This window comes from Nocardia cyriacigeorgica NBRC 100375 (assembly GCF_000308555.1).
Taxonomy (GTDB): domain Bacteria; phylum Actinomycetota; class Actinomycetes; order Mycobacteriales; family Mycobacteriaceae; genus Nocardia; species Nocardia cyriacigeorgica.
The window spans coordinates 26,088-52,588 of record NZ_BAFY01000170.1; the positions used below are offsets into that span (position 1 = coordinate 26,088).

The window sequence follows — 26,501 nt, forward strand, 5'->3', positions numbered from 1 at the left end:
CGACCATAACGCACGGTACGACGATCATCAAACCCCCCAGTGAGGTAGCTCATGACGGACACCACAGCGGTCACCGGCACCGAGGTCCACCCCGTGGCGGCACTGCCCGTTGTGCTCGGTGCGCTCCAGGATCCGGTGCGCCTCGAGATGGTGCGCCGGCTCAGCAATGCGGGCACCGCGGTGCGCTGCGGCGCGCTCTACGACGTGATCAACAAGTCGACCGCCACCCACCATTTCAAGATCCTGCGGGAGGCCGGGGTCATCGAACGGCTGGTGATCGACGGGCAGACCTGCCAGCGGTTGCGCACCGACGCCCTCGACGAGGCGCTGCCCGGATTGCTGGCCTCGGTCGTCGAGGCGGCCAACCGGGCTCAGGGCACGCAATAGCCAACCTCCGGCCGCGGCGAAGACTTGCACCATCAGCAAGAAGCACCCGGCCGCCGGGGGAAACAGGACCGGCACCGCCACTGCCCCGAACCATTCTGTCTGGGGCCGTCGCAAACGAGAGCGCAGCCGACGCAACCGCTCGGTGATCCGGTGCGACGATCCAAGCGCAGGCCGCGCGGATCGACGCAGCGGCCGTCCGAGATCAGCCCTCGACGAGCCGCCGCACCGCCGCCGGCAAATCCCGCGTACGCCGATACGGCCCGGCCACCGACGCACCGAACGGCCGCGCCAGCAGCGTGCGCGCGATATCGCTGACTTCCTCGGTGGTCACCGCGTCGATGCGGGCCAGCGTCTCGGAGACGCTGCGGTGGTTGCCGTAACTGAGTTCGCTGCGGCCGATGCGGTTCATCCGGGACGAGGAATCCTCGAGCCCGAGCACCAGCCCACCGCGCAGGGAGCCCTTGGCGCGGGCGCATTCGGCGTCGGTGATGCCATCGGCGGCGACCTCTTCCAGCACCCCGCGTGCGAGCGCCGCGACCTCGGCCAGGTTCTCCGGCTGGCATCCGAGGTACACCGAGAAGGCGCCGGTGTCGGCGAAGGTGTCCACGCTGGAATACACCGAATACGCCAGGCCGCGCTCCTCCCGGATGCGCTGGAACAGCCGCGAACTCAGCCCGCCGCCGATCACGGTGTTGAGCACCGACAGCGGCCAGCGGCGCTCGCCCTCATGCCTGCCGAAGGCGCGCACGCCGAACACCAGATGCGACTGTTCGCTGTCGCGGTGGCTCCAGTGCAGTTGCGGCGCCGTCCGCGTCCGGAACCGGCCCTCGCGCCGAGGCATCGGCTCCGCGGTCGGATCGAGCCGGTCGGCGAAGGCCCGGTGCACCAACTCCACGGTGTGTTCGTGCTCTACATTGCCTGCCACCGCGACCACCATGCGGTCGGGCCGGTAGCGGCGCTGATGGAACGAGCGCAACTGCGCGGCACGCATACCCTCGATCGACTCCACCGAGCCGATCACCGGACGGCCGATCGGGTGATCGCCGAACAGCGCGGTCAGGAAGGCGTCGCCGACCAGGTCTTCCGGGTCGTCGTCGCGCATGGAGATCTCTTCGAGCACCACCTGCCGCTCGATGTCCACATCCTCCGACCGGCACAGTCCGTTGAGCACCACATCGGAGACCAGCTCCACCGCCAGCGGCAGATCCTCGTCGAGCACATGGGCGTAGTAGCAGGTCTGCTCCTTGGCGGTGAACGCGTTCAACTCACCGCCCACCGCGTCCATCGCCTCGGCGATATCGAGCGCGGTGCGGGTGGGCGTCGCCTTGAACAGCAGGTGCTCGAGGAAGTGCGCCGCGCCGGCCACGGTCGGGCCCTCGTCACGCGAACCGACACCGACCCATACGCCGATCGAGGCCGAACGCACCCCGGGCAGATGCTCGGTCACCACCCGCAAACCGCCGGGCAGCACCGTGCGCCGGACTCCGGTCCCAGTCGCCGTCTCCGTTTTGTTCACCCGCCAATTCGATGACGAACCCCCTTGCCCGTTCAGGAGCAAGGGGGTTGCCGAGTTCTGCTTCGTCACACCGTCAAGTACTACTCGCCCGCGGGCGCATCCGCATCGCCGGTGGTCTCTTCGGTGCTCTCCTCGACCGGGATCAGCGAGATCTTGCCACGGTTGTCGATATCGGCGATCTCCACGCGCAGCTTGTCGCCGACGTTGACCACGTCTTCGACCTTGGCCACGCGCTTGCCGTTACCCAGCTTGGAGATGTGCACCAGACCGTCGCGGCCCGGCAGCAGCGAGACGAACGCGCCGAAGGCGGTGGTCTTGACGACCGTGCCGAGGAAACGCTCGCCCACCTTGGGCAGCTGCGGGTTGGCGATGGCGTTGATCTGGTCGATCGCGGCCTGTGCCGAGGGGCCGTCGGTGGCGCCGACGAACACGGTGCCGTCGTCCTCGATGGAGATGTTGGCGCCGGTCTCCTCGGTGATCTGGTTGATCACCTTGCCCTTGGGCCCGATCACCTCGCCGATCTTGTCGACCGGGATCTTGATCGCGGTGACGCGCGGGGCGTAGGGGCTCATCTCGTCCGGGGTGGCGATGGCCTCGGCCATCACGTCGAGGATGGTGTTGCGGGCGTCGTGCGCCTGGCTCAACGCACCGGCGAGCACCTTGGAGGGGATGCCGTCGAGCTTGGTGTCCAGCTGCAGCGCGGTGACGAAGTCGCGGGTGCCCGCGACCTTGAAGTCCATGTCGCCGAAGGCGTCTTCGGCGCCGAGGATGTCGGTCAGCGCGACGTAGCGGACCTCGTCCTCACCCTTGTCGTTGGTGACGGTGTCCGACACCAGGCCCATGGCGATGCCGGCGACCGGCGCCTTGAGCGGCACACCGGCGTTGAGCAGCGCGAGGGTGGAGGCACACACCGAACCCATCGAGGTGGAGCCGTTGGAACCCAGCGCCTCCGACACCTGGCGGATGGCGTAGGGGAACTCCTCCTGGCTCGGCAGCACCGGGATCAGCGCACGCTCGGCGAGGGCGCCGTGGCCGATCTCGCGGCGCTTGGGCGAGCCGACGCGGCCGGTCTCACCGGTGGAGAACGGCGGGAAGTTGTAGTGGTGCATGTAGCGCTTGCTGGTCTCGGGGCCCAGCGAGTCGACCTGCTGGGCCATCTTGACCATGTCGAGGGTGGTGATGCCGAGGATCTGGGTCTCACCGCGCTCGAACAGCGCCGAGCCGTGCGCCCGCGGCACAACCGCGACCTCGGCGGACAGCGCGCGGATATCGGCGAGGCCACGGCCGTCGATGCGGAAGCCCTCGGTGAGGATGCGCTGCCGCACCAGCTTCTTGGTCACCGAACGGAACGCGGCGCCCAGCTCCTTCTCCCGGCCCACGAAGTCCTCGCCCAGACGCGAGAGCACCTCGAGCTTGATCTCGTCGATCTTCGCCTCGCGCTCCTGCTTGTCGGCGATGCTGAGCGCCTCGTTCAGCTCCCGCTTGGCGGTACCCTCCACGGCCTCGAAGACATCGGCCTCGTACGGCGGGAACAGCGGGAACTCACCGGTCGGCTTGGCGGCCAGCGCGGCCAGATCGGCCTGGGCGCGGCACAGCCGGGCGATGAACGGCTTGGCGGCTTCGAGGCCCTCGGCCACGACGGCCTCGGTGGGCGCCTGCGCGCCGCCCTCGACCAGCTCGATGACCTTGTCGGTGGCCTCGGCCTCGACCATCATGATGGCGACGTCACCGGAGTCGACCACGCGACCGGCCACGACCATGTCGAACACCGCGCCCTCGAGCTGCTCGACGGTCGGGAACGCGACCCACTGGCCCTCGATCAGGGCGACGCGCACGCCGCCGACCGGGCCGGAGAACGGCAGCCCGGCGATCTGGGTGGACGCCGAGGCCGCGTTGATGGCGACCACGTCGTAGAGGTCGTTGGGGTCAAGGCTCATCACCGTGACCACGACCTGGATCTCGTTGCGCAGGCCGTCGACGAACGACGGGCGCAGCGGCCGGTCGATCAGGCGGCAGGTGAGGATCGCGTCGGTGGAGGGACGGCCCTCACGGCGGAAGAACGAACCGGGGATGCGGCCGGCGGCATACATCCGCTCTTCGACGTCGACCGTCAGCGGGAAGAAGTCGAACTGGTCTTTGGGGTGCTTACCGGCGGTGGTGGCCGACAGCAGCATGGTCTCGTCGTCGAGGTAGGCCACGACCGAGCCGGCGGCCTGACGGGCCAGACGGCCGGTCTCGAAGCGAATGGTGCGGGTGCCGTAGCTCCCGTTGTCGATCAGCGCGACGGATTCGAAGACCCCGGGCTCGACCTCGACGGCCGTGCTGTGCGCGCGTTCGGTGGTTTCGGACATTTTTCTTCTCTCAACCTCTCGTCTCGCCGGACCCGGCGCCCATTGGCGCGATCCGGCTGTGTCAGCCGTACCTGACGGGGCACGCGGCAGCCCTCCTGGCTGCGACGCGCACACCCGGCCGGTATCCCCTTGGATACGGCGACGCGGAGGCGGTCATCGATCGAAGCCCTCCGGCGGTATACCACCGGCCGAAAAGCCACTACCGAAGACCGACGCCACGAGGACGGGTGCATACGGCTGTGTTGTCGTGCAGGGGTTATTCCTCCCCCGGGCACGAAAAAGCCAACGGGGAGATTGTAAGCCTCCACGTTGGCAGGGGTGTCGACTGGCCAGCAGAACAGCGTGTCGGTCCTTGGAACAGGGCTGACAGCAGCGGCGGCGACCATAGACAACGGTGGGTTCGCCCACATTTTCGAGCGAAGCGAGACCGAGCATCTCGGTTCGCGGGCCGTCTCGCGGTTCCGCTGCCGCTGCGCACGCCGGAGGCAAGCAGCGGTAGCGGAAGCGCGAGACACACAAGGGCCGCGAACACGCGGCGCCGCAGGCGCCGCAAGAAATTACCGCCGCAGGCCGAGACGCTCGATCAGCGAGCGGTAACGGGTGATGTCCTTGTCGGCCAGGTACTTCGACAGGCGCTTGCGGCGACCGATCAGCGCCATCAGACCGTGGCGGGTGTGGTGGTCGTGCTTGTGCGTCTTGAGGTGCTCGGTGATGTCGGAGATGCGCTTGGACAGCAGCGCGATCTGCGCCTCCGGCGAACCGGTGTCGGTCTCGTGCAGGCCGTACTCGGCGAGAATCGCCTTCTTCTGCTCGGTGGTCAACGCCATGGGGCATCCACTCCTGTTTCTCAGTTCCGCGCTCGAGGATCCGGCGAACCGGTGGGGTGCCACCGCGGACCGCAGCAAACCCGAGGATCCACCCTACCCGACCGGGCGCGCCGGACCGAATCGGGTGCTCGCCGGCTCAGGCCTCGGTGCCGCCGAGCACCTTGCGCGCGTTCGCGACGTCGCGGCGCATGGCCTCGATCAGATCGTCGAGCGAGTCGAACTTCTGCATGCCGCGCAGGTGCTCGACGAAGTCGACGGCCACATGCTGGCCGTAGAGGTCGGCTTCGCCGTCGAGCACGTAGGCCTCGACGGTGCGGGCGCGGCCGGAGAAGGTGGGGTTGGTGCCGACGGAGATGGCGGCCATGGCGCGTTCACCCGGGGTGACGGTGCCGATGGTCGGCCCGGGTCCGAGCACGGTGAACCAGCCCGCGTACACGCCGTCGGCCGGGATGGCCGCGTGCATCGGCGGTGCGACATTGGCGGTGGGGAAGCCGAGCTCGCGGCCGCGCCCGTCACCGTGCACCACCACGCCCTCGACCCGGTGCGGGCGCCCGAGCGCCTCGGCGGCCGCGGCCATGTCACCGGCGTCGACGCAGGCCCGGATGTAGGTGGAGGAGAAGGTGACGGCATGCTCGCCGAGCAGCGTCACCGCGTCGACCTCGAAGCCGAAGCGCTTGCCGAGTTCGCGCATGGTCTCCACGGTGCCCGCGGCCTTCTTGCCGAAGGTGAAGTTGTCGCCGACCACGACCTCGGCCACATGCAGCCGCTCGACCAGCAGGTCGTGCACATAGCGGGCGGGGGTCAGCTTCATGAATTCCTGGGTGAAGGGCATGACGCAGAAGACGTCGACGCCGAGTTCCTCGGCCAGCTCGGCGCGGCGGGTCAGCGTGGTCAGCTGGGCGGGATGCGAACCGGGCCGCACCACTTCCATCGGGTGCGGGTCGAAGGTCATCAGCACCGCCGGAACCCCGCGTGCGGCAGCCGACTTGACGGCGCGACTGATCAGCTGGGCGTGCCCACGGTGGACCCCGTCGAATACGCCGATCGTGAGCACACACCGGCCCCAGTCCGCGGGAACTTCGTCGAGACTTCGCCATCTCTGCACAGTGCGCAGCCTACGCAAATCCGGTGTCGAACAGTATTCCGGCATGCTCATCGCACCGGCCCGGTGTAGCCGCGGTGAGGTGCCGGCGAATAGCGGGTTTCTCGCGCATGGCGTGATGTGTGTATCGCTGCTCCTATGCCTAAGCTCGATGATGTGCCCGGTAAACGAGATGTCGCCACCCGGCGGGAACTGGCCGATGCCCTCACCGGCAACCCCGACGCGAGCCACGCCGGTGCGACCACGATCGCACCGGTGCTGTCGTCGGTGGCGCAGGACTACCTGAAGGTCATCTGGACCGCACAGGAGTGGTCGCAGGAGAAGGTGTCGACCAAGCTGCTCGCCGAGCGCATCGGAGTGTCGGCCTCGACGGTGTCGGAGGCGGTACGCAAGCTGGCCGATCAGGGTCTGGTCGAGCACGCCCGTTACGGCGCGATCACCCTGACCGAGCACGGCAGGCTGGCCGCGGTGGCGATGGTGCGCAGGCACCGGTTGATCGAGACGTTCCTGGTGAACGAACTCGGGTACGGCTGGGACGAGGTGCACGACGAGGCCGAGGTGCTCGAGCACGCGGTCTCGGATCTGCTGATGGCTCGCATCGACGCGAAACTCGGGTACCCGGATCGCGATCCGCACGGTGATCCGATTCCGTCGGTCGACGGCGCGGTCCCCACTCCCCCGGCCCGCCAGCTCAGCGATTTCGGTGACGGCGAAGGCGGCCGGGTGGCGCGCATCTCCGATTCCGATCCGGCCATGCTGCGCTATTTCGACGAGGTCGGCATCGCCCTCGACACCCCGATCACGGTGGTGGAGCGGCGCGATTTCGCCGGCACCATCGCCATCCGGGTGGGTGCGGGCGATCAGGCGGTGGATCTGGGCACCCCGGCCGCCGACGCCATCTGGTTGACCGCGCTCTGACCTACCCGCGCGCCAGTGCGGCCGCGGCCGCCGTGGCGATGGCCGCGCCGAGCTCGCTCGTGGTCGCGGTGCCGCACAGGTCCGGCGTCAGTACGGCGGCGCTGCCGAGTACCTCGCAGACCGCCCGGTCGATCGCGGCGGCGGCCGACCGCTCGCCCAGATGCTCGAGCATCATCGCTGCCGCCAGGATCTGCGCGACCGGGTTCGCGATGCCCTGACCGGCGATATCGGGAGCGCTGCCGTGCACGGCTTCGAACATCGACGGCGCCGTGCCGTCGGGGTTGATATTGCCCGAGGGGGCCAGGCCGAGTCCGCCGGTGACCGCGGCCGCCAGATCGGAGAGGATGTCGCCGAACAGATTCGACCCGACGATGACGTCGAGGCGGTCCGGATGCAGCACGATCTCCGCCGCGAGGGCATCGACGTGCATATGCCGCACCGGCACCTCCGGATAGTCGGCCGCGACCTGCTCGACGATGCTGTCCCAGTAGGGCATCGAATGGATGAGGCCGTTGGATTTGGTCGCCGAGCACAGCCCTTTGCCGCGCTCGCGGGCCCGGTCGAAGGCGTAGCGGATGATGCGTTCGCAGCCGGCCCTGGTGAACACCGATTCCTGGAGCACGAATTCGCCGGGACGCCCGCGCTGATGCACACCACCGATCTCGGAGTACTCGCCCTCGGAGTTCTCCCGCACGATCAACAGATCCAGATCGGCGGCGCTGCGATCGCGCAGCGCGGAGGTGGTGCCCGGCAGCAGCCGCACCGGCCGCAGGTTCACGTACTGACCGAAAGCGCGGCGCAGCGGAATCAGCAAGCCCCACAGCGAAATATGGTCCGGCACACCGGGAAAGCCGACGGCACCGAGCAGGATCGCGTCGAATCCGGCCAACCGGTCCACGCCGTCGGCGGGCATCATCGCGCCGGTGCGCAGGTACTGCTCGCAGGACCAGTCGAATTCGGTCCACTCGACCCCCGGCAGCACCGCGTCGACGACCGCGACCGCCTCCGCGGTGACGTCTACGCCGATGCCGTCGCCGGGGATGGTCGCGATCCGATAGGTCACAGGTCGACTCCGATGTATTTGGTTTCCAGGAATTCGTCGATACCGCAGGTGCCGCCCTCGCGGCCGAGCCCGGATTCCTTGACCCCGCCGAACGGGGCGGCCGGATCGGAGACCACACCGCGATTGAGGCCGACCATGCCGGTCTCCACAGCCTCGCACACCCGCAGCCCGCGCCGCAGGTTCTCGGTGAAGACGTAGCCGACGAGGCCGTAGGGGGTGTCGTTGGCGCGGGTGATCGCTTCGTCCTCGGTGTCGAAGACCGAGATGGCCGCGACCGGGCCGAAGATTTCGGTGCGGGTGAGCAGCGCGTCCTCGCCCACGTCGGTCAAGACGGTCGCTGGGTAGAAGGTGCCGGGGCCCTGGATCGGCGCACCGCCGGTGCGGAGCGTCGCGCCGCGTCCGACGGCATCGTCGACCAGGGACTGCACCTTCGCGACCGCGGCTTCGTCGATCAGTGGGCCGACCACGACTCCCGGCTCGGTTCCGGGGCCCATCGGCAGCGCGGCCATGCGCGCGGTGAGCCGATCGGCGAACTCGACGGCGATACTGCGCTGCACCAGAAAGCGATTGGCTGCGGTGCAGGCCTGCCCGATATTGCGCATCTTGGCCGCCATCGCGCCCTCGACCGCGGCGTCCAGATCGGCGTCGTCGAAGACCAGGAACGCGGCATTGCCACCGAGTTCCATCGAGGTGCGCATGACGGTATCGGCGCACTGCCCGAGCAGTGTCTTGCCCACGGCGGTGGATCCGGTGAACGAGAGTTTGCGCGAGCGGCTGTCCCGGATCATCGGTGCCATCACCGCGCCGGGATCGGAGGTGGTGACCACGTTGACCACGCCGTCGGGCAGGCCGGCCACGCGCAGGATCTCGGCGAGCGCCAGGGTCGACAAGGGCGTCTGCGCGGCCGGTTTGATCACACAGGTGCAGCCGGCAGCCAACGCCGGGCCGATCTTGCGGGTGCCCATGGCCATCGGGAAGTTCCACGGCGTGATGAGCAGGCTCGGGCCGACCGGCTGGCGCGTCACCAGGAATCGGGAGCCGCCGCGCGGCGCCGGCCGGTAGCCGCCTTCGATGCGGACGGCTTCTTCGGCGAACCAGCGGAAGAACTCTGCGGCGTAGGCGATTTCGCCCCGAGCATCGGCCAGCGGTTTGCCCATTTCCAGGGTCATGATCAAGGCGAGGCGCTCGGTGTCGTCGAGCAGGGCATGGTGGGCGCGCATGAGCAGGTCGGCGCGGTCGCGGGCGGGAGTGCGGGCCCAGTCCGGCTGCGCGTCCGCGGCGGCGGTGAGAGCGTCCAGGCCGTCCGAGGGGCCGGCATCGGCGACGACGCACAGGACCTGGCCGGTGGCGGGGTCGAGCACAGGCAGCTCGGCAACGGTCGCGCGCCACTGGCCGCCGATGAACAGGCCGGTGGGTACCGAACCGACGGCAGTGCGTTGGGCCTGGTCGGTACTTGCTTCGGTGAGCATCGACGCGAACTCCCTTGTTCGGGCGGAAGAGATCTCATCGCGAACGAGGCCGCCCGATCCATTGCTGCGACCCCGGCGACCATGTTATGCATATTGTCAACAATCCTACAACCCGACGATCATCGGACGCGGGCGCCGGCCCGCAACGCCCGGGAGGCCGAGCACCATGACCGCGTTATCGCCCATCCTCAAACAAGCCACTCCGGTGACCGTCGACCACGGCACGGGCTGCTACCTCTACGACACCGACGGCCGCCGCTATCTGGATTTCACCGCGGGCATCGGCGTCACCAGCACCGGTCACTGCCACCCTCATGTGGTCGCGGCTGCGCAGGACCAGGTCGCGCGGCTCATCCACGGCCAGTACACGACCGTCATGCACCGTCCCTTGCTCGAACTCACCGAGCGGCTGGGTGCGGTGTTGCCCGAAGGGCTGGATTCGCTGTTCTTCGCCAACTCGGGCAGCGAGGCGATCGAGGCGGCGCTGCGGCTGGCGCGGCAGGCGACCGGGCGGCCCAATGTCATCGTCTTCCACGGCGGTTTCCACGGCCGCACCGTCGCCGCCGCCTCCATGACCACCTCGGGCACCCGGTTCTCCGCGGGCTTCAGCCCGTTGATGGCGGGCGTGCACGTGGCGCCGTTCCCCACGGCCTACCGCTACGGCTGGACCGAGGAGGAGGCCACGGCTTTCGCGCTGCGGGAACTCGACTACCTGTTCGCGACGCTCAGCGCGCCGGAGGAGACCGCGGCCTTCATCGTCGAACCGGTGCTCGGCGAGGGCGGCTACGTTCCCGGCAACCGCACGTTCTTCCGTGGCCTGCGCGAGCGCGCCGACCGTCACGGCATCATTCTGGTGCTCGACGAGATCCAGACCGGGTTCGGCCGGACCGGAAAGTTCTTCGGCCACCAGCATTTCGACGTCGCCCCCGATGTGATCACCATCGCCAAGGGCTTGGCCAGCGGGTTCCCGCTGTCGGGGATCGCCGCCTCGCACGAACTGATGGCCAAGGCCTGGCCCGGGTCGCAGGGCGGGACCTACGGCGGCAACGCGGTGGCCTGCGCCGCCGCCATCGCCACGCTGGAGGTCATCGAATCGGAGGGCCTGGTGCACAACGCCGCCGAACGCGGCGCCCAACTGCTGGCCGGGATGCGCGAGCTGGAGAGCAAGGTGATCGGCGATGTGCGCGGGCTCGGCCTGCTCGTCGGCGCGGAATTCGTCACGGCAGCAGGCGAACCCGACCGCGAGACGGCCACCAGGGCACAGCAGCTCGCGGTGCGACAGGGTCTGCTGTTGCTCACCTGCGGTGCGCACATGAATGTGGTGCGGATGATTCCACCGCTGGTGGTGAGCCGGGAACAGATCGACGACGCCCTCGAGATCTGGGCGCGGGTGCTGGCCGAACTTCCCGCCGCCGCCCAGCCCTAGCCCGTGCCGCGCGATCAGAGAGCAGACGTCATGGACCGCTACATCACCATCACCCTCACCAAGGCCGGTGTCGGCTGCCGAGCCCGGCTGCTCGACGCCGAGGCTCCGCTGACCTGCGCGGCGGTCTGGGATGCGTTGCCACAGGCCGGCGACGCGTATCACGCGAAATACGCCCGCAACGAGGTCTACACCCTGGTCCCGCGGATCACCGCGGCACCGCATCGCGAGAACCCCACCGTCACCCCCATTCCCGGCGACGTCTGCCTGTTCGACTTCGAGCCCTGGGAGATCGGCAACCCCGCCTACGGCTACGAATCCGACTCCACCGCCCACCACAACCAGGGCGCCACCGATCTGGCGATCTTCTACGGCCGCAACAATCTGCTGATCAACGGCGACCTCGGCTGGGTCCCCGGCAATGTCTTCGCCACCATCGAGGACGGGCTCGCCGAGATCGCCGCCGCCTGCAACGATCTATGGCGCTATGGCGTCGAGGGGGAAACGCTCGCGTTCGCGAGGGCGTAGCGCGGCAACGGTTCGCGGCGCGGACTCGGGCCCCTGCGGCGGACGCTCAAGACCCGAGCACGTACTCCGCGTAGCGGGCGACGGCGAGCACGAGGTCATCGGAATGACGTGGGCCGACGATCTGCAACCCGACGGGCAACCCGTCGGCGGTGGTTCCCACCGGGATACTGATGGCGGGCTGCTGGCTGAGGTTGAACGGGTAGGTGAACGGCGTCCACTGTGGCCAGCCGGTCAACCCGCTCCCGGGTGGGACGTCGTGGCCCGCGGGGAAGGCGGTGATCGGCATGGTCGGCGTGATCAGCACGTCGTAGGCGGTGTGGAACAACCCCATCGCGATGCCGACGGACGCGGCGACCTCACGCGCGGCGAGATACTCCACCCCACTCACCGTTTCGCCGCGCTCCCACACCTGCCGCAAACCGGGGTCGACCTGCTCCCGCGCATCCGGCGGGAACGATGCGAGCATGGCCGCCGCGCCCACCGCCCACAGCACCTCGAACGCCACGCGCGGATCGTCGAAGCCGGGATCGGCAGGCACGACCCGCAATTCGGCCTCGCCGAGGCGCGATACCGCGCGTTCCACAATCGCCGCGACCTCCGGGTCGACATCGGCGAACCCGAGCGTCGGCGACCACGCCACGGTGATACCACGCACGTCGCGCTGCACCTGGCTACGGAAGGTGGTCAGGGTCGGGGCCAGTGCGGTGGGGTCGCGAGGGTCGGGCAGCGACAGGATGTCCATCAGCAGCGCGGCGTCTTCCACGGTGCGCGCCATCGGCCCGGCATGGGCCAGCGGCCCGAACGGGCTGGCCGGGTAGAGCGGAATGCGCCCGTGGGTCGGCTTGAATCCGACGATCCCGCAGAACGAGGCGGGAATCCGCACGCTGCCACCGCCGTCGGTGCCCACCGAGACCGGGCCGAGTCCGGCGGCGACCGCGGCCGCGCTGCCGCCGGAGGAGCCGCCCGCGGTGAGCGCGGGGTCGACCGGATTGCGGGTGACGCCGGTGAGCGGGCTGTCGGTCACCGCCTTCCACGCGATCTCCGGCGTGGTGGTCTTGCCCAGCAGCACCATCCCGTCCTCGCGCAGCCGCGCGGCCACCGGGCTGTCCACCGGCCACGGACCGGCCGCATCGATGCAGGTGGAACCGCGCCGGGTGGGCCAGCCCTCGGTGAGGAACACATCTTTGATGGAGATCGGCACGCCGTCGAGCAGCCCGCGCGCATGCCCGGCCTGCCAGCGACCTTCTGATTCCTTGGCCTGCACCAGCGCGCGATCCGGATCGACCAGGCAGTAGGCGTTGAGTGCGCCGTCGCGTTCGGCGATCGCGGCCAGGATCGCCTCGGTGGCCTCGACCGGTGACAGCGCGCCCGCGGTGTAGGCGGACACCAGTTCCACCGCCGTCATCGCGGCGGGATCGGTGGGACGGTTGATATCGGGGTAGCTCATGGCTTGGCCCTCCTTCAGCCGGGCACGTACCCCAGCGTCTTGTCGACCACGTTGTGCAGCGGACGGCCATCCATCCACCGATCGAAATTCGCGGTGAACGCCCGGACGACCTCGGTACGCCACCCGATGACGTCGCCCGAATTGTGCGGGGTGATCTGCACATTCGGCATATCCCACAGCGGATGTCCCGGCGGCAGCGGCTCCGGATCCACCACATCCAGCGCCGCCCCGGCGATCGTCCCGTCACCGAGGGCGGCGACCAGATCGTCGGTAACCACTAGTTCCCCGCGCCCGACATTGACAAACCTGGCATGCGGTTTCATCGCGGCGAAGGCCCTGGCGTCGAACATCTTCCTGGTCTGCTCGGTCAGCGGCGCGATCGCGACGACGTAGTCGGCCCACGGCAGTTCCGCGTGCAGGTCCACTCCGACGCTGCCGAAATCCGGGTCGTCACCGCGAGCTCGCCTGCCGACCCCGCGCACGCGCATCCCCACCGCACGCAGCATCCGCGCGATGGTGCGCCCGATGGCGCCGGTGCCGACGATCAGCACGGTGGCGCCCGCGACTCGCTCGGACTCGCGGTGCCGCCAGTCGTGGCGTTGTTGCAGCCGGACCGATTCGGGCAGGTCTTTGGCGAAGGCGAGGATTTGGCCGAGCACGTATTCGGCGATGGCCGCATCGAAAACGCCGCGGGTATTGGTGACCACGACCTCGCTCGCTCTCAACTCGGGGAACATCACCGGGTCCACGCCGGTGGCGCCCATATGCAGCCAGCGCAGCCGGTCGGCCGCGTGCCAGGCGCCGGGCACCGCCCGGGTCAGGAAGTCGTAGACGAACAGCGCCTCTGCCCCGCGCAGTGCCTCGGCCAGCCCGGATGCCTCCGTGTAGCGCACTGTGGCCCGGGCGCTGACCCCGGCCATCAATTCCGAGTCGGGCACACTGTCACTGTGCAAGACGGCGACAATAGGGCCCTCTTTCACATTGACACCGTACGATCACATCGTATGATTGTCAACAATCCGATCGGGTTCGGAGGTCTACCCAGCTGAGCGCGAGAGGGGCCGCAGTGGACATCGGTTTCCCCGATATCGAAGGCCCGGTCGCACAACGGGGAATCGGCATTATCGCACCGTTCGACCTCGCGCTCGAACGCGAACTGTGGCGCTGGGCCCCGCTCGAGGTGAGCCTGCACCTGGCCCGCACACCCTACGAGCCGGTCCCGGTATCGCTGGCCATGGCCGAATTGGTCTCCAACCCGGCACATTTGACCGCCGCCACCCGCGATGTGCTGCACGTGGAGCCCGAAGTCGTTGCCTACCTGTGCACTTCGGGCAGCTTCATCAAGGGCCTGGCGCACGAGCGGATGCTGCGCGAGATCATCTGCCGCGCCGGCGCGCAGGATGCGGTCACCACCTCGGGTGCGCTGATGGAGGCGATCCGGCATCTCGGTGTCTCGCGCATCTCGGTCATCACCCCCTACGACGAGGTACTGACCGGCAAACTGCACGAATTCCTCGGCGAAGCCGGATGCACGGTGGCGCGTTCGGATCACCTCGGACTCGGCGGCGGCATCTGGAAGGTCAACTACCGCACCATCGCCGAGCGCATCTTCGGCGCCGATCATCCCGAGGCCGAGGCGATCTTCGTCAGCTGTACCAACCTGCCGACCTACGACATCATCGAGCCACTCGAAATGGCGCTCGGCAAACCGGTGTTGACCGCGAATCAACTCACCATGTGGGCCTGCCTCGGCCGGATGAAGCTGCCGATGATGGGCCCGGGAAAGTGGTTGCTCGATGTGTTCTGAGATCGATCTCCGGCCGGAAAGAGGTGGCGGATGCGAACGTCGACCGTAGGTTTCATCTACCCCGACCACGCCGCCGAGGACGATTACGTCCTGGCCGCCCGCGCGCTGGGCGTGCGGCTCGAGGTCGCCCACATCTACGGCACCGACCTGCATGCGGTGCCGGAACTACTGGATCTGGGCAGTGCGGACAAGCTGCGCCACGGTGCCCGGCTGCTGGCCTGGCACCGGCCGGCCGCGCTGGTATGGGCGTGCACCTCGGGCAGTTTCGTGTTCGGGCCACAGGGCGCCCGCGAACAGGTACGGCAGTTGGCGGCGTATGCGGGGGTGCCGGCCTCCAGCACCAGCATCGCGTTCGTCGAGGCGGCGCGAGCGCTCGGAGTGCGCACGGTCGCGGTGGCCGCCAGCTATCCGGACGAGATAGCGCGGCTGTTCATGGAGTTCCTCGCCGACGCGGGCATCACCGTGGCGGCGATGGCGAGCGCGGGGATCGGCACCGCCGCCGAAGTCGGCACCCTGACCGCCGGCCAGGTCCTGGACCTGGCGGTGAGCAACGATCACCCCGAGGCGCAAGCACTGCTGATCCCCGATACCGCTCTGCACACCCTCGGCGTGCTCCCCGAGCTGGAAGCGGCGCTGGGCAAACCGGTGCTCACCGCGAATCAGGTCACGGTCTGGGAGGGGCTGCGATTGAGCGGCGGACTGCGCAGCAGCACCGAATTCGGCGCACTGTTCACCGGCACGCCCCGGACGGATACCGAAAGGTCTCGTTATGCCCGTCATTGATTTCGAGCCGGTGAACCGGCAGTCGACCGCCGAGATGATCGCCGACCGGTTGCGTGAGGCGATCATGCGTGGCGGGCTGGCGCCGGGCGATCAGCTCGGTGAGTCCGAGCTGGCCGCCCGCTTCGGGGTATCGCGCGGGCCGGTGCGCGAGGCCATGCAGCGGCTGGTGTCGGAGGGCCTGGCCACCAGCATCCGCAATCGCGGCATCTTCGTCGTCGACCTCACCCTCGACGATCTGGTCGACATCTACCGCGCGCGGTCCGCCCTCGAAGGCGGCGCGCTCACGCTGATCCTCGACGGCCGCCGCGAGATCGCCTATCAGGCCTTGGAACCCAGCGTCACCGCCATGCTCGCGCACGCCGAACAGGGCGAGGCGACCGCCGTCTCCGATGCCGACCAGGCTTTCCACGAAGCCCTCGTCGAGAGTTCGGGCAGCCCGCGCCTGGTGCGCGCCGCCCGCACCCTGCTCATCGAGACCCGGATGTGTCTGGGTGCGCTCCAAACCACCTACCCCGACCTGCGCGAACAGGCGCGCGAGCACATCGAGCTCCGCGAAGCCATCAAGTCGGCGCCCGCCACCACAGCCCATGCCCTGCTCGCCGAGCATATGGACGACGCGGTCCGCAGATTGCGGGATCGCTACGCGGAGTGAGACACCGCCATCGCTAGCAGTCCGGGAAGTAGCGCTCGAAGCGGGACGGCACACCGTCGGCGACCGCCTGCGACCAGCAGATCTCATGGGGGAAGGCGACGTAGGTGGTCCAGGTAGTCCCGTCGTGGCGCACCAGGCGTTGGCTGTCGCCAGGGGTATCCCACACGATGATCGCCCACTGGCCGTCGCAGTCGCTCACTGTCGCGGACGCGTTCGCCAAATCGGGTCCGACGCCGAGATCGCGCTCGATGGTGTCGGCGGCGCACGGCGGTGATAGGCCGGGATCTTCGAAACGCAGTGTCCCGACCACGGTTTCACCGGCGCGAGTGATGAACAGGCTGTGCATGCCCTCCGGCACCGGCGTGGTGCCGGGCGGTGGGTCCATGCCGAAGTAGTAGCAGCCGACCGGAACCTCGAAGCTGATCACGCCGCTGGCGTCGGTGATACCGTCGCGCCGCAGCACTTCGGTGGTGGTGCCGACGGGGATATCGCGGGTGGCCGGATCGCAGGGCTGGACCAGGCGCACGTTGACCGGCACACCGGGCACCCCGACACCGGAAAGGGTCTGGGTGCGGATGACAGCGGTGCCGGCGGCCTGGGCCGGCGGCGGAGCCGGTTGCGCCGGCGTGCCCGGCGGCTGTTGTGGCCGTGCGGGTTCCGGTGCGCTGTTGATCGGCGGAATACGCAGGGGCGCGGGTGAGGCGACGGCGGGGCTGCGCTCGGTGCCGTCGCGCACGGTCACCGAGGCGCCGGGGTGCGCGGTTACGGGAGCGACAGCGGTGGCAGGCCTGGTCGTGCCGCCGTCATCGCCGCAGGCGGTCAGCAACGCCGCCGCGGCGGCGAGGCCGAATACCGTGTGCGTGATCCTGCGCATGGTCACCGCCTGTGGTCGACCGGTTGTTATCCCGCCTATCGCGGGCCCGTCGCCGGGAGTTACCGCCTCGCGGGTAGGTCACCGAGCGGCGTCCACGATCGCTCCATCATCCCGCCGGGCAGAGTCGCTGCACAACAGTGGATCCCGAACTCGGCACCGCTGACTCGCCAGGAGCACGGAGACGGTACCGCCGATCACGCGGGCGCGGGCACCGGTTGGGCTCGGCGCTCGACCGCTGCCGCCAACGCGAAGAACACCGGCGGCAGCACGAGCTCGATGACGGTGAGCACGATCTGGAACCAGTGCGGCCACCCGTGCACCGCCAGCGAGATCAACCGCCCCACCGCGCCGAGGGCGAAGATCCCGGCCAGCCAGCGCACCGCCCACAGGTTGATCGGCGATTGACGCACCGCCCAGATCCAGGCCAGCCCGTAGCCGACGAAGATCGCGCCGAAGAACCGGGTCTGACTGTCGGCGGTCACGCCGTTCCATTCCATATCGGGCACCGAATCCTTGCCGAGGCCCAGGTGATAGCAGCCGATGGCGACACAGGCGACGCCCATCGTCCAGGTCAGCCAGGTGAGTGCGCGAGTCATGGGGACCCTCCGATCAGCATGCCGTCGCCGGCGCGAATTCGGTTGCCGCGCCACGTGCTTTTCCACCCGGCGCCGTAGTAGACGTACGTCTACTACGACCATACGATCGTTGGTAGACACGCGTCAACTAAGCTGTGTGGATGAGCACTCGCCGCCGCCTCGCCCCGGAGCAACGCCGCCGCTTGCTGGTGGAGGCCGGTGCGCGCCTGTTCGCCGAACGGCCCTACGACGCGGTGCTCATGGACGACGTCGCCGCGGCGGCGGGAGTGTCACGCGCCCTGCTCTACCGGCACTTCCCCACCAAGCGTGAACTGTTCGCCGCCGTCTACGAGCAGGCGGCCGCCGACCTGCTGGTGGCCACCGAACTCGACGCGAGCAAACCCTTCGCCGAACAGCTGGCCGCCGGATTGGACGCCCATTTCGACTACTTCGAGGCCAATGCCCATTCGGTGATCGCCGCCAACCGGGTGCTCGCCACCGACCCGGCCATCCAGGCGATCATCTCCGGTGAACTGGGCGAACTGCGCAGGCGGTTGCTCGATGTGCTCGGTGTCGAGGGCCGACTCCGCGAGGCCACCTCGGCGGTGCTGATGTCCTGGCTGACGTACGTGCGGGTGCTGACGATCGACTGGCTGGACAACCGCTCCCTGACCCGCGAGCAGATGCGTCAGGTGAGCGTCGGCGCGTTACTGGGCGCCCTCGAACCGCTGCTGGGCCGGGCACCGCAGCCGCCGCGCTGACCGTGAGGCGACCGCCGCGCGAGTCAGACCAGTCCGCGTGGACGGACCACCATGACGGGAGCGGCGCGTTTGCCCTTCTCCTCCAGCAACGCGATGGCGGTGCCGTCCTCGGTCAGCGCCACATAGACCCCGGACAGGCCGATCGGATCGAGCCAGCGGCCGTCGCGCAGCGATTCGGCCTGGGCCTCATCGATGCTGCGGTGCGGGAACGCGGTGCGGACGGCGGCGTCGATATCGAGGCTCAGGCCAGGATCGTCAGCGAGCTGGTCGAGGGTGCGGGCATGGTCCAGGGTGAACGGCCCGACGCGGGTACGGCGTAGCGCGGTCAAGTGACCGCCGACCCCGAGCGCGGCGCCCAGATCGCGGGCCAGCGCCCGGATGTAGGTACCCGAGGAGCATTCCACGACCACATCGAGGTCGACGAAATCTCCGGCGGCCCGCCGAGCCAGCAGGTCGAAGCGGTGCACGGTGACCGGCCGGGCCGCCAGCCGTACCTCCTCGCCGGCACGGTGGCGGGCATAGGCGCGTTCACCGTCGACCTTGATGGCGCTGACGGTGGCGGGGATCTGCTGGATCTCGCCGGTGAGCGCGGCGATCCCGGCGGCGATATCGGCATCGGTGACCGCGCCCGCCGGTGCGGTGGCGACGATCTCGCCCTCGGCGTCGTCGGTGGTGGTGTCCTGTCCGAGCCGGATGGTCGCGGTATAGGCCTTGGTGGTCAAGGTGAGCAGGCCGAGCAGTTTGGTGGCGCGTTCGACCCCGAGCACCAGCACACCGGTCGCCATCGGGTCGAGCGTGCCCGCGTGGCCGACCTTCTTGGTGCGCAACAGCTTCCGGCAGCGGGCGACGACATCGTGGCTGGTCAGCCCGCCGTCCTTGTCGACGATCAGTAGACCGCCGAGCCCGTCCGGGCCGAGCACCGGCTTGTCGGCGGCCATCAGGCGTGCACGATCGCGGTGAGGATGAGGCCGTCGGCGATCTGCCAGCGGCCGTCGAACGAGGTGAGCGGCATACCGCCGTCGGTGACCTGACCGGGGACCAGCAGGTCGCTGCGGAAGGTGCCCGAAGCCTTGTCGGAGGAATCGTCGACGGTGAAGGTGATGTGGGCGTCCTCGAAACCCAGCCAGCGCCCCGTCAGCGGGAACCACGCCTTGTAGGTGGCCTCCTTGGCGCAGAACAGCAGCCGATCCAGGTGCAAGTCGGAGCCGGTGGCCCGCAACCATTCCCGCTCCGCGGGCAGGCTCACCGAATCGAGCACGCCCTCGGGCAGGGTGTCGTGCGGTTCGGCGTCGATGCCGATCGAGCGGAAACGCAGCTTGTGCGCCAGCGCGGCGGCGCGGTACCCGTCGCAGTGGGTGAGACTGCCGACGATCCCACGCGGCCACACCGGGGCCCCCCGCTCCCCCTTACCGATCGCGACCTCCGGCTCTCCCAGCTGCGCCAGCGCGAGCCGGGCACAGTGGCGCGCCCCGATGAAATCGCGACGGCGCTTGTCCACCGACTTCGCGATCAGATGCTCTTCGGCCGGATGCGCCCGCAGGCCCTCCGGGTACGTCAGCAGCTCGGCCGACGCGACCCCGGCGGGCAGAATGTTCTCGATCATCGCGACCGAGCCTAGTAGGTGCGGACGGTGCTCCGGTCGCAGCCCGGCGCTAGATCCCCCGGCGGCGTTGCGCCTTGCTGCGCATCTCGGCGGCGGCTGCCTCCATCTCCGGGGTGACCTTGAAATGCCCGCCCCAGGAGTTGAGCGTGCCGGGCGGATACTCCGGCTCGGGCAGGATCTGGCGCAGCAGACGCTCGGGCATGCCGCGGCGCTGCCATTCCCGCGGATAACCCAGCGAGACCTCTTCGAAACGCACGCCCTCGTAGTAGGTGGTGCGCGGGATGTGCAGATGCCCGTAGACCGAGCAGACCACGTTGTAGCGGATATGCCAGTCGGCGGTCAGGTCGGTGCCGCACCAGAGCGCGAATTCGGGGTAGAACAGCACATCGGTGGGTTCGCGGACCAGCGGGAAATGATTGATCAGCACCAGCGGTGTGCCCTCGGGCAGCGCATCGAGTTTGCGCTGGGTCACCTGCACGCGGGCGTGGCACCAGGCGTCGCGGGTCAGGTACGGGTCGGGTGAGAGCAGGAACTCGTCGGTGGCCACCACATTGCGTTCCCTGGCCAGCGCCAGCCCCTCGGCCTTGGTTTTGGTGCCTTCCGGCAGGAACGAGTAGTCATAGAGCAGGAACATCGGCGCCAAGGTGACCGCACCGCCGTAGGGCTCCGAGCCCGCACCGCGCCACACCGGGAACGGGTCTTCCGGGGTCAGCACGTCCAGGTCCCGGCAGATCGACACCAGGTACTCGTAGCGCGCGAGACCGTGCATCTGCACCGGATCCTTGGCCGTGGTCCACAGTTCATGGTTGCCCGGCACCCAGATCACGGTCTTGAAGCGGCTGCGCAGCAGTTCCAGCGCCCACCGGATGTCGTCGGACTTCTCCGCGACATCACCGGCGACGATCAGCCAGTCCTCCGGCGAGTCGGGCCGGATCTGTTCGACGACGGGACGATTGCCCTGGTGCCCGACATGGATGTCGCTCACCGCCATCAACTTGGGTATCACCACACCCACCTTGGCATACCGGTGCGATGCGGGCGTGCGGGGACCACCGTGGCAGCAACACGGCGGCCGGTCGGCACGGCAGGAAGCCGCCGGATCACGCCGGATTCCAGCGGGTCGATCTCAGCGTGCGGCACGCGGCACCTCGGCGCCGACCCTCGCCCAGCGCCCGGACAGCGCGCGCCAGACGACGGCAATCAGCCGCAACACCATGAACGCCACCAAACCGGACCAGATACCGGCGATCCCCCAGTCGAAGACCAGTGACAACCAGATGGCGGGCAGGAAGCCGAGCAGCGCCGCACCGAGAGTGGTCGTGCGCAGGTAGGCGGCATCGCCGGCACCCAGCAACACACCGTCGAGCGCGAAGACGATGCCCGCCACCGGAATCAACGCAACGAAGAACCACCACACCACCCCGGTGCGGTCGAGCACGGCGGGATCGTCGGTGAACAGCGGCGGAATCACCGCGGCGCCGGCGGCGAAGAGCGCGGCCAGTCCGAGCGCGAAGATCTCCGACCACCCGGTGATCCGGCGGGCCAGGCCCCGCGCGCCCGAGGCGTTGCCCGCACCGAGCGCCGCACCGACCAGCGTTTGGGCCGCGATGGCCAGCGAATCCAAGGTCAAGGCCAGGAAGTTCCACAGCTGCAACACCAGCTGATGCGCGGCGACCGACGCCGCACCGAACCGCGCGGCCACCGCGGCCGCCGAAACGAAGCAGGCCTGGAAGGCGAGGCTGCGGGCGATGAGATCGCGGCCGAGCACCAGCTGCGCCCGCATCACCGACGGGTGCGGCCGCAGCTCGACCCGTTCGCGCACCAGCGCCGATACGAACAGGGCGGCGGTCACCGCCTGCCCGACGACATTCGCCACCGCCGAACCGGGCAATTCCATCCGCGGCGCACCGACGAGCCCGTGCACCAGCACTGGGCAGAGCACCGCCGACAACGCCAGTCCGGCAACGACGTACGTCAACGGGCGCCGCGTCTGCTGCACCCCTCGCATCCACCCGTTGCCCGCCATCGACAGCAGGATCAACGGCACCCCGAACAGCGCGATACGCACCCAGGCCAGGGCCTCGTCCGCGATATCGCCGCCCCCTGAGATCGCCCCGATGATCGGCACGGCGAACAGCTGCACCACCGCGACGATCACCAGTCCGATGCCGACCGCGAGCCAACTGGCCTGTACGCCTTCGGCTACCGCCCCGCGCTCGTCACCGGCCCCGTGCCTGCGCGCCGCCCGTGCCGTGGTGCCGTAGGCGAGGAAGGTCAGCTGCGAACTCACCTGCGCCAGAATCAATCCGCCGACGGCCAGGCCCGCAAGCGCAAGCGCACCCAAGCGCCCCACTACGGCGAGATCGAACAGCAGATAAAGCGGTTCGGCCACCAGCACACCAAGCGTGGGCAGGGCGAGGGCGAGGATGCGTCGCGGACCGGCGTCGGCGGGATCGGTCACCTGATCCGGCGGGGCGTCGCCGTCATCGGTCACCCGCTCCGGCCGGCGCGCAGCGGTTTCGGTATGCGAGCCCGGCACGTCGTCAGCCGCGGGATTCGCCGGATCGCCGGACGCACTCACCCCAGCCCCGCCAGCAATTCGGCGACGATCTCCTCCGGTGTTCCGTGCGCGGTATAACCCGCGGCGTACCGGTGCCCGCCGCCGCCGAGCGCGGAGGCGACGGCGGAGACGTCGAGGCCGTCGTGGCGGTCCGGGCCGCTGTCCTTGGAGCGCAGCGACACCGTCCAGCGGCCGGGCTCGGCAGATTCCTTGAACACCGCGGCCACCCCGGCCTCGGCCGTGGTGCGCACGATATCGACGACGCTCTCGGCTTCCTCTTGCGTCACCCCGTCCAGATCGGCGCGCCGGACGAACGCGTACACCAGGCCGACGCCGCCGTGCACCTCCGGCGCCAGCCGGGCCGAGCCGAGCACCCGCGAGAGCATCGGCAGCCAGCCGAAGGGATGGGTGTCGAGCAGGGTTTGCGCGATCTCGGCGCCGTCGATGCCGGTGGCGAGTAGCCGTTCGGCCAGTTCATGGGTGCCGGGGCGGACCCAGCGGAACGACCCGGTATCGGTCACCAGACCCGCGTACAGGCAGTGCGCGACGGGCCGGTCGATGGGTTCACCCCAGGCGTCGAACAGCCTGGTGAGCACGCTCGTGGTGGATTCGGCCGACGGGTCGATCAGATTGATGGTGCCGAAGCGGGTGTTGGAGCGGTGATGGTCGATGACGAGCGTGGTGCGGGCGCCGGCGAGCCGGTCGGCCAGCCCACCCAGCCGCGCGGCACTGCCGCAGTCGACGGCGACGAGCAGGTCCACCGCATCGGGGACCTCGGCCGGCGCCACCAGGTGTTGTGCGCCGGGCAGTGAACTCATCGATACCGGCAGCTGCGCGGGTTCAGCGAACGACACCCGCACGTCGACCCCACGCCGATGCAGCACCTGAGCCAGCGCTAGCCCGCTGCCGATGGTGTCGGCGTCGGGCTGCACATGGCACAGGATGGTGACCGATGCGGCAGCCGCCAAGGCCCGCGCCGCCGCCGTGAAATCGGCGGCACCGGGGCGCGCGTCATCCGAGCCGTCCGCCGGTTCAGGGGCCGGGCCGCCCGCTCCGGCCCGCTGTCCAGTTGTCGTCATCGCCTACCGCGAGTCCGGATCATCCCCGCGAGCGCGGGGTGCGCTGACGACGATCGGCCCGCGACGACCGCCGCGGCCTAGTCCTCATCGGAGTCCTTATACGGGTCCGGCTCACCGGCGTGGGTCGCGTTGGCCGCCACCTTCGCCACCTCGTCATCGGCCGCCCTGGCCTTGGCCAGCAGGTCCTCCATCTGCCGCGCCGCATCCGGCACGGTATCGAGGACGAAGGACAGCGTCGGAGTGAACTTCACCCCGGTGCCCGCACCCACCTTCGAGCGCAGCACGCCCTTGGCCTTCTCCAGACCCGCCGCCGCGGCGGTGTAATCCGGTTCGGCGTCGACGGTTTCGCCCATCACCGTGTAGTACACGGTGGCGTCCCGTAGATCGCCGGTCACCTTCGCATCGGTCACGGTCACGAACCGCAGCCGCGGATCCTTCACCTCGTATTCGATCGCGGTGGCCACGATCGCCGAGATCCGCTTGGCGAGTCGGCGTGCCCTGGCTTGATCCGCCATGGCCGCTCCTTCCTCACTGACAATTAGGTCAATCTTCAGGTCCGAAGACCCGGCGGCGTACCGCCAGCAACTGTAACTCCGGACGTGCCGCGACATGCCGTTCACACTTGTCGAGCACCTCGGTCAGATGGTCCATTCCGGCACTGACCATGGCTACTCCGAGCAACGAGCGGCGGTAGCGATCATGTTCCCCGCCCTCGGCGGCACTCACCCCGAAGCGCTGCAACTCGGCCAGGATGGGCCGGATCACCGAACGCTTCTCTTTCAGCGAATGCACGTCTCCGAGCAGGATGTCGAACTCGAGTGCACCGAGGTACACACAACCTCCAGTTTCGAGCGACGCGACCGGGTGACCGGCGGATTGTCGAATCCGCCGGTCACCCGGTGTTCGTCACGATCAGTCGCGCGGCTTCTCGCGCAACTCGTAGGCCTCGATGACGTCGCCTTCCTTGATATCGGAGTAGGTGAGCGTCATACCGCATTCGAAGCCCTCGCGGACCTCGGTCGCGTCGTCCTTCTCCCGCTTGAGCGAGGAGATGGTGACGGTCTCGGCGATGACCACGTTGTCGCGCAGCAGACGCGCCTTGGCGTTGCGCTTGACCGAACCCGAGGTGACCATGCAGCCGGCGATGTTGCCGACCTTCGAGGACCGGAAGATGGCCCGGATCTCCGCGCGGCCCAGCTCGACCTCTTCGTAGATCGGCTTGAGCATGCCCTTGAGGGCCTTCTCGATCTCGTCGATGGCCTGGTAGATCACCGAGTAGTACCGGATGTCGACACCCTCGCGGTTGGCCAGCTCGGTGGCCTTGCCCTCGGCCCGGACGTTGAACCCGATGATGATCGCGTTCGACGCCGAGGCCAGGTTGACGTTGGTCTCGGTGACGCCACCGACACCGCGGTCGATGACCCGCAGACGCACCTCGTCGTCGACCTCGATACCGAGCAGCGCCTCTTCGAGGGCCTCGACGGTACCGGAGTTGTCGCCCTTGAGGATCAGGTTCAGCTCCGAAGTCTCCTTCAGCGCGGCATCCAGATCTTCCAGGCTGATCCGCTTGCGGCTGCGTGCGGCCAGCGCGTTGCGCTTGCGCGCGTTGCGCCGGTCGGCGATCTGCCGGGCGATGCGGTCCTCGTCGACGACGAGCAGGTTGTCACCGGCGCCGGGCACCGAGGTGAAACCGACGACCTGGACCGGCCGTGACGGCAGCGCCGCCTCGACGTCCTCGCCGTGCTCGTCGACCATCCGGCGCACGCGACCGTAGGCGTCGCCGGCCACGATCGAATCGCCGACGCGCAGCGTGCCGCGCTGGATCAGCACCGTGGCGACCGGGCCGCGACCGCGGTCCAGATGCGCTTCGATGGCGACACCCTGGGCGTCCATATCCGGGTTGGCCCGCAGGTCCAGCGCCGCGTCCGCGGTGAGCAGCACCGCTTCCAGCAGGGCGTCGATATTGGTGCCCTGCTTGGCGGAGATGTCGACGAACATGGTGTCGCCGCCGTACTCCTCGGCCACCAGGTTGTACTCGGTCAGCTGCTGCCGGATCTTCTCCGGGTTCGCGCCTTCCTTGTCGATCTTGTTGACCGCGACCACGATCGGCACGTCGGCCGCCTGGGCGTGGTTGATCGCCTCCACCGTCTGCGGCATGACGCCGTCGTCGGCGGCGACCACCAGGATCGCGATGTCGGTGGCCTTGGCGCCACGGGCACGCATGGCGGTGAACGCCTCGTGACCCGGGGTGTCGATGAAGGTGATCAGGCGATCGTCCTCACCGAGGTGGGTCATCACCTGGTAGGCGCCGATGTGCTGGGTGATACCGCCGGCCTCGCCCTCACGGACGTTGGCCTTACGGATGGTGTCCAGCAGTCGGGTCTTACCGTGGTCGACGTGACCCATGACGGTCACCACCGGCGGCCGCTGCTCGAGGTCTTCCTCGCCGCCTTCGTCCTCGCCGTAGCTGAGGTCGAACGATTCCAGCAGCTCGCGGTCCTCGTCCTCGGGGCTGACCACGTGCACGACGTAGTTCATCTCGCTGCCGAGCAGCTCGAGGGTCTCGTCGTTCACCGACTGGGTCGCGGTGACCATCTCACCGAGGTTGAACAGGGCCTGCACCAGCGAGGCCGGGTTCGCGTCGATCTTCTCGGCGAAGTCCGACAGCGAGGCGCCGCGGGCGAGCCGGATGATCTCGCCGTTGCCGCGCGGCAGCCGCACGCCGCCGACGGCGGGCGCTTGCATGTTCTCGTATTCGGCGCGCTTTGCCCGCTTC

General features: G+C 68.9%; 26 protein-coding genes. 8 read left to right on the forward strand and 18 right to left on the reverse strand.

Annotation, left to right across the window (positions count from 1 at the left end; translation table 11 throughout):
* Window positions 1-51 precede the first annotated feature (51 nt).
* The gene (locus tag RJ05_RS16285; RefSeq protein ID WP_036538176.1) at window positions 52-387 is read left to right on the forward strand and encodes an ArsR/SmtB family transcription factor; all 336 of its coding nucleotides are present in this window, start codon (window positions 52-54) and stop codon (window positions 385-387) included.
* A gap of 202 nt (window positions 388-589) precedes the next feature.
* On the opposite strand, the gene RJ05_RS16290 is transcribed toward RJ05_RS16285, so the two are convergent.
* From RJ05_RS16290 to RJ05_RS16305, 4 genes are all read right to left on the reverse strand, one after another.
* Window positions 590-1,903 carry a M16 family metallopeptidase gene (locus tag RJ05_RS16290; RefSeq protein WP_036538178.1) on the reverse strand — a complete coding sequence of 438 codons (1,314 nt, stop codon included), beginning with the start codon at window positions 1,901-1,903 and terminating at the stop codon, window positions 590-592.
* An 80-nt stretch (window positions 1,904-1,983) separates the two neighbouring features.
* On the reverse strand, window positions 1,984-4,254 hold the full coding sequence (locus tag RJ05_RS16295) for a polyribonucleotide nucleotidyltransferase (RefSeq protein WP_036538180.1): 2,271 nt from the start codon (window positions 4,252-4,254) through the stop codon (window positions 1,984-1,986).
* A gap of 557 nt (window positions 4,255-4,811) precedes the next feature.
* Window positions 4,812-5,081 carry a 30S ribosomal protein S15 gene (gene rpsO / locus RJ05_RS16300; protein WP_036538181.1) on the reverse strand — a complete coding sequence of 90 codons (270 nt, stop codon included), beginning with the start codon at window positions 5,079-5,081 and terminating at the stop codon, window positions 4,812-4,814.
* Between the two features lie 136 nt (window positions 5,082-5,217).
* The gene (locus RJ05_RS16305; protein ID WP_174343940.1) at window positions 5,218-6,186 is read right to left on the reverse strand and encodes a bifunctional riboflavin kinase/FAD synthetase; all 969 of its coding nucleotides are present in this window, start codon (window positions 6,184-6,186) and stop codon (window positions 5,218-5,220) included.
* 135 nt (window positions 6,187-6,321) lie between these two features.
* Here RJ05_RS16305 and RJ05_RS16310 point away from each other — a divergent pair, with 135 nt between their 5' ends.
* Window positions 6,322-7,101: a metal-dependent transcriptional regulator gene (locus RJ05_RS16310; RefSeq protein ID WP_036538184.1), complete on the forward strand. Its 780-nt coding sequence runs from the start codon at window positions 6,322-6,324 to the stop codon at window positions 7,099-7,101.
* A gap of 1 nt (window position 7,102) precedes the next feature.
* Here the strand turns inward: RJ05_RS16310 and RJ05_RS16315 are convergent, their stop codons facing one another.
* Complete coding sequence (locus RJ05_RS16315; protein WP_036538185.1) at window positions 7,103-8,164, reverse strand: tartrate dehydrogenase; 1,062 nt, start codon at window positions 8,162-8,164, stop codon at window positions 7,103-7,105.
* A complete protein-coding gene (locus tag RJ05_RS16320; protein WP_036538186.1) occupies window positions 8,161-9,633 on the reverse strand; it encodes an NAD-dependent succinate-semialdehyde dehydrogenase in 1,473 nt (490 codons plus the stop codon). The genes RJ05_RS16315 and RJ05_RS16320 overlap by 4 nt, the downstream gene beginning before the upstream one ends.
* Window positions 9,634-9,799: 166 nt before the next feature.
* On the opposite strand from RJ05_RS16320, the gene RJ05_RS16325 reads away from it, so the two are divergent.
* Window positions 9,800-11,059 (forward strand): aspartate aminotransferase family protein, encoded by a 1,260-nt coding sequence (locus RJ05_RS16325; RefSeq protein ID WP_036538187.1) that lies wholly within the window; start codon window positions 9,800-9,802, stop codon window positions 11,057-11,059.
* 30 nt (window positions 11,060-11,089) lie between these two features.
* The gene (locus RJ05_RS16330; protein WP_036538188.1) at window positions 11,090-11,584 is read left to right on the forward strand and encodes a DUF3830 family protein; all 495 of its coding nucleotides are present in this window, start codon (window positions 11,090-11,092) and stop codon (window positions 11,582-11,584) included.
* 46 nt (window positions 11,585-11,630) lie between these two features.
* Here RJ05_RS16330 and RJ05_RS16335 read toward each other — a convergent pair whose 3' ends face one another.
* Window positions 11,631-13,016, reverse strand: a complete 1,386-nt coding sequence (locus RJ05_RS16335) for an amidase (RefSeq protein ID WP_199780159.1) — start codon at window positions 13,014-13,016, stop codon at window positions 11,631-11,633.
* Between the two features lie 29 nt (window positions 13,017-13,045).
* Window positions 13,046-14,011 (reverse strand): D-2-hydroxyacid dehydrogenase, encoded by a 966-nt coding sequence (locus RJ05_RS16340; protein WP_036538190.1) that lies wholly within the window; start codon window positions 14,009-14,011, stop codon window positions 13,046-13,048.
* An 86-nt stretch (window positions 14,012-14,097) separates the two neighbouring features.
* On the opposite strand from RJ05_RS16340, the gene RJ05_RS16345 reads away from it, so the two are divergent.
* The 3 genes from RJ05_RS16345 to RJ05_RS16355 are packed head-to-tail and all read left to right on the forward strand — an operon-like array spanning window position 14,098 to window position 16,273.
* Window positions 14,098-14,838: a maleate cis-trans isomerase family protein gene (locus RJ05_RS16345; RefSeq protein ID WP_036538191.1), complete on the forward strand. Its 741-nt coding sequence runs from the start codon at window positions 14,098-14,100 to the stop codon at window positions 14,836-14,838.
* A gap of 30 nt (window positions 14,839-14,868) precedes the next feature.
* A complete protein-coding gene (locus RJ05_RS16350) occupies window positions 14,869-15,621 on the forward strand; it encodes a maleate cis-trans isomerase family protein (RefSeq protein ID WP_051016630.1) in 753 nt (250 codons plus the stop codon).
* A complete protein-coding gene (locus RJ05_RS16355) occupies window positions 15,608-16,273 on the forward strand; it encodes a GntR family transcriptional regulator (protein WP_036538195.1) in 666 nt (221 codons plus the stop codon). The genes RJ05_RS16350 and RJ05_RS16355 overlap by 14 nt, the downstream gene beginning before the upstream one ends.
* A 13-nt stretch (window positions 16,274-16,286) precedes the next feature.
* Here the strand turns inward: RJ05_RS16355 and RJ05_RS16360 are convergent, their stop codons facing one another.
* Together RJ05_RS16360 and RJ05_RS16365 are read right to left on the reverse strand one after the other, a co-directional pair.
* Window positions 16,287-17,147 carry a hypothetical protein gene (locus RJ05_RS16360; protein ID WP_249040431.1) on the reverse strand — a complete coding sequence of 287 codons (861 nt, stop codon included), beginning with the start codon at window positions 17,145-17,147 and terminating at the stop codon, window positions 16,287-16,289.
* A 194-nt stretch (window positions 17,148-17,341) separates the two neighbouring features.
* Entirely contained in the window at window positions 17,342-17,743 is a 402-nt protein-coding gene (locus RJ05_RS16365; protein ID WP_036538196.1) for a DUF4345 domain-containing protein, read from the reverse strand.
* A gap of 140 nt (window positions 17,744-17,883) precedes the next feature.
* On the opposite strand from RJ05_RS16365, the gene RJ05_RS16370 reads away from it, so the two are divergent.
* Window positions 17,884-18,483 (forward strand): TetR/AcrR family transcriptional regulator, encoded by a 600-nt coding sequence (locus tag RJ05_RS16370; protein WP_036538198.1) that lies wholly within the window; start codon window positions 17,884-17,886, stop codon window positions 18,481-18,483.
* Window positions 18,484-18,506: 23 nt separating this feature from the next.
* Here RJ05_RS16370 and truB read toward each other — a convergent pair whose 3' ends face one another.
* The 8 genes from truB to infB form a co-directional block, all read right to left on the reverse strand.
* Complete coding sequence (gene truB, locus RJ05_RS16375; RefSeq protein ID WP_085996222.1) at window positions 18,507-19,421, reverse strand: tRNA pseudouridine(55) synthase TruB; 915 nt, start codon at window positions 19,419-19,421, stop codon at window positions 18,507-18,509.
* Window positions 19,421-20,086 carry a 4'-phosphopantetheinyl transferase Npt gene (gene npt, locus RJ05_RS16380; protein WP_036538200.1) on the reverse strand — a complete coding sequence of 222 codons (666 nt, stop codon included), beginning with the start codon at window positions 20,084-20,086 and terminating at the stop codon, window positions 19,421-19,423. Before npt ends, truB begins: the two co-directional genes overlap by 1 nt.
* Window positions 20,087-20,135: 49 nt before the next feature.
* Window positions 20,136-21,092: a metallophosphoesterase family protein gene (locus RJ05_RS16385; protein WP_085996227.1), complete on the reverse strand. Its 957-nt coding sequence runs from the start codon at window positions 21,090-21,092 to the stop codon at window positions 20,136-20,138.
* A 120-nt stretch (window positions 21,093-21,212) separates the two neighbouring features.
* The gene (locus RJ05_RS16390) at window positions 21,213-22,547 is read right to left on the reverse strand and encodes an MATE family efflux transporter (protein WP_085996228.1); all 1,335 of its coding nucleotides are present in this window, start codon (window positions 22,545-22,547) and stop codon (window positions 21,213-21,215) included.
* Between the two features lie 116 nt (window positions 22,548-22,663).
* The gene (locus RJ05_RS16395) at window positions 22,664-23,725 is read right to left on the reverse strand and encodes a DHH family phosphoesterase (protein WP_036538202.1); all 1,062 of its coding nucleotides are present in this window, start codon (window positions 23,723-23,725) and stop codon (window positions 22,664-22,666) included.
* 77 nt (window positions 23,726-23,802) lie between these two features.
* Window positions 23,803-24,240 carry a 30S ribosome-binding factor RbfA gene (gene rbfA / locus RJ05_RS16400; RefSeq protein WP_036538203.1) on the reverse strand — a complete coding sequence of 146 codons (438 nt, stop codon included), beginning with the start codon at window positions 24,238-24,240 and terminating at the stop codon, window positions 23,803-23,805.
* A 28-nt stretch (window positions 24,241-24,268) separates the two neighbouring features.
* Complete coding sequence (locus RJ05_RS16405) at window positions 24,269-24,559, reverse strand: DUF503 domain-containing protein (RefSeq protein ID WP_014351998.1); 291 nt, start codon at window positions 24,557-24,559, stop codon at window positions 24,269-24,271.
* Between the two features lie 78 nt (window positions 24,560-24,637).
* On the reverse strand, window positions 24,638-26,501 hold a 1,864-nt coding region (gene infB, locus RJ05_RS16410; RefSeq protein ID WP_217999007.1), incomplete at its 5' end, for a translation initiation factor IF-2.

What these genes read in the sequence shown, in the direction of transcription:
- RJ05_RS16285 (WP_036538176.1), top strand. Translation starts at nt 52, where the DNA reads ATGACGGACACCACAGCGGTCACCGGCACCGAGGTCCACCCCGTGGCG.
- RJ05_RS16295 (WP_036538180.1), bottom strand. Translation starts at nt 4,254, where the DNA reads ATGTCCGAAACCACCGAACGCGCGCACAGCACGGCCGTCGAGGTCGAG.
- rpsO (WP_036538181.1), bottom strand. Translation starts at nt 5,081, where the DNA reads ATGGCGTTGACCACCGAGCAGAAGAAGGCGATTCTCGCCGAGTACGGC.
- RJ05_RS16310 (WP_036538184.1), top strand. Translation starts at nt 6,322, where the DNA reads ATGCCTAAGCTCGATGATGTGCCCGGTAAACGAGATGTCGCCACCCGG.
- RJ05_RS16320 (WP_036538186.1), bottom strand. Translation starts at nt 9,633, where the DNA reads ATGCTCACCGAAGCAAGTACCGACCAGGCCCAACGCACTGCCGTCGGT.
- RJ05_RS16325 (WP_036538187.1), top strand. Translation starts at nt 9,800, where the DNA reads ATGACCGCGTTATCGCCCATCCTCAAACAAGCCACTCCGGTGACCGTC.
- RJ05_RS16330 (WP_036538188.1), top strand. Translation starts at nt 11,090, where the DNA reads ATGGACCGCTACATCACCATCACCCTCACCAAGGCCGGTGTCGGCTGC.
- RJ05_RS16350 (WP_051016630.1), top strand. Translation starts at nt 14,869, where the DNA reads ATGCGAACGTCGACCGTAGGTTTCATCTACCCCGACCACGCCGCCGAG.
- RJ05_RS16355 (WP_036538195.1), top strand. Translation starts at nt 15,608, where the DNA reads ATGCCCGTCATTGATTTCGAGCCGGTGAACCGGCAGTCGACCGCCGAG.
- RJ05_RS16360 (WP_249040431.1), bottom strand. Translation starts at nt 17,147, where the DNA reads ATGCGCAGGATCACGCACACGGTATTCGGCCTCGCCGCCGCGGCGGCG.
- RJ05_RS16365 (WP_036538196.1), bottom strand. Translation starts at nt 17,743, where the DNA reads ATGACTCGCGCACTCACCTGGCTGACCTGGACGATGGGCGTCGCCTGT.
- RJ05_RS16370 (WP_036538198.1), top strand. Translation starts at nt 17,884, where the DNA reads ATGAGCACTCGCCGCCGCCTCGCCCCGGAGCAACGCCGCCGCTTGCTG.
- truB (WP_085996222.1), bottom strand. Translation starts at nt 19,421, where the DNA reads ATGGCCGCCGACAAGCCGGTGCTCGGCCCGGACGGGCTCGGCGGTCTA.
- npt (WP_036538200.1), bottom strand. Translation starts at nt 20,086, where the DNA reads ATGATCGAGAACATTCTGCCCGCCGGGGTCGCGTCGGCCGAGCTGCTG.
- RJ05_RS16395 (WP_036538202.1), bottom strand. Translation starts at nt 23,725, where the DNA reads ATGACGACAACTGGACAGCGGGCCGGAGCGGGCGGCCCGGCCCCTGAA.
- rbfA (WP_036538203.1), bottom strand. Translation starts at nt 24,240, where the DNA reads ATGGCGGATCAAGCCAGGGCACGCCGACTCGCCAAGCGGATCTCGGCG.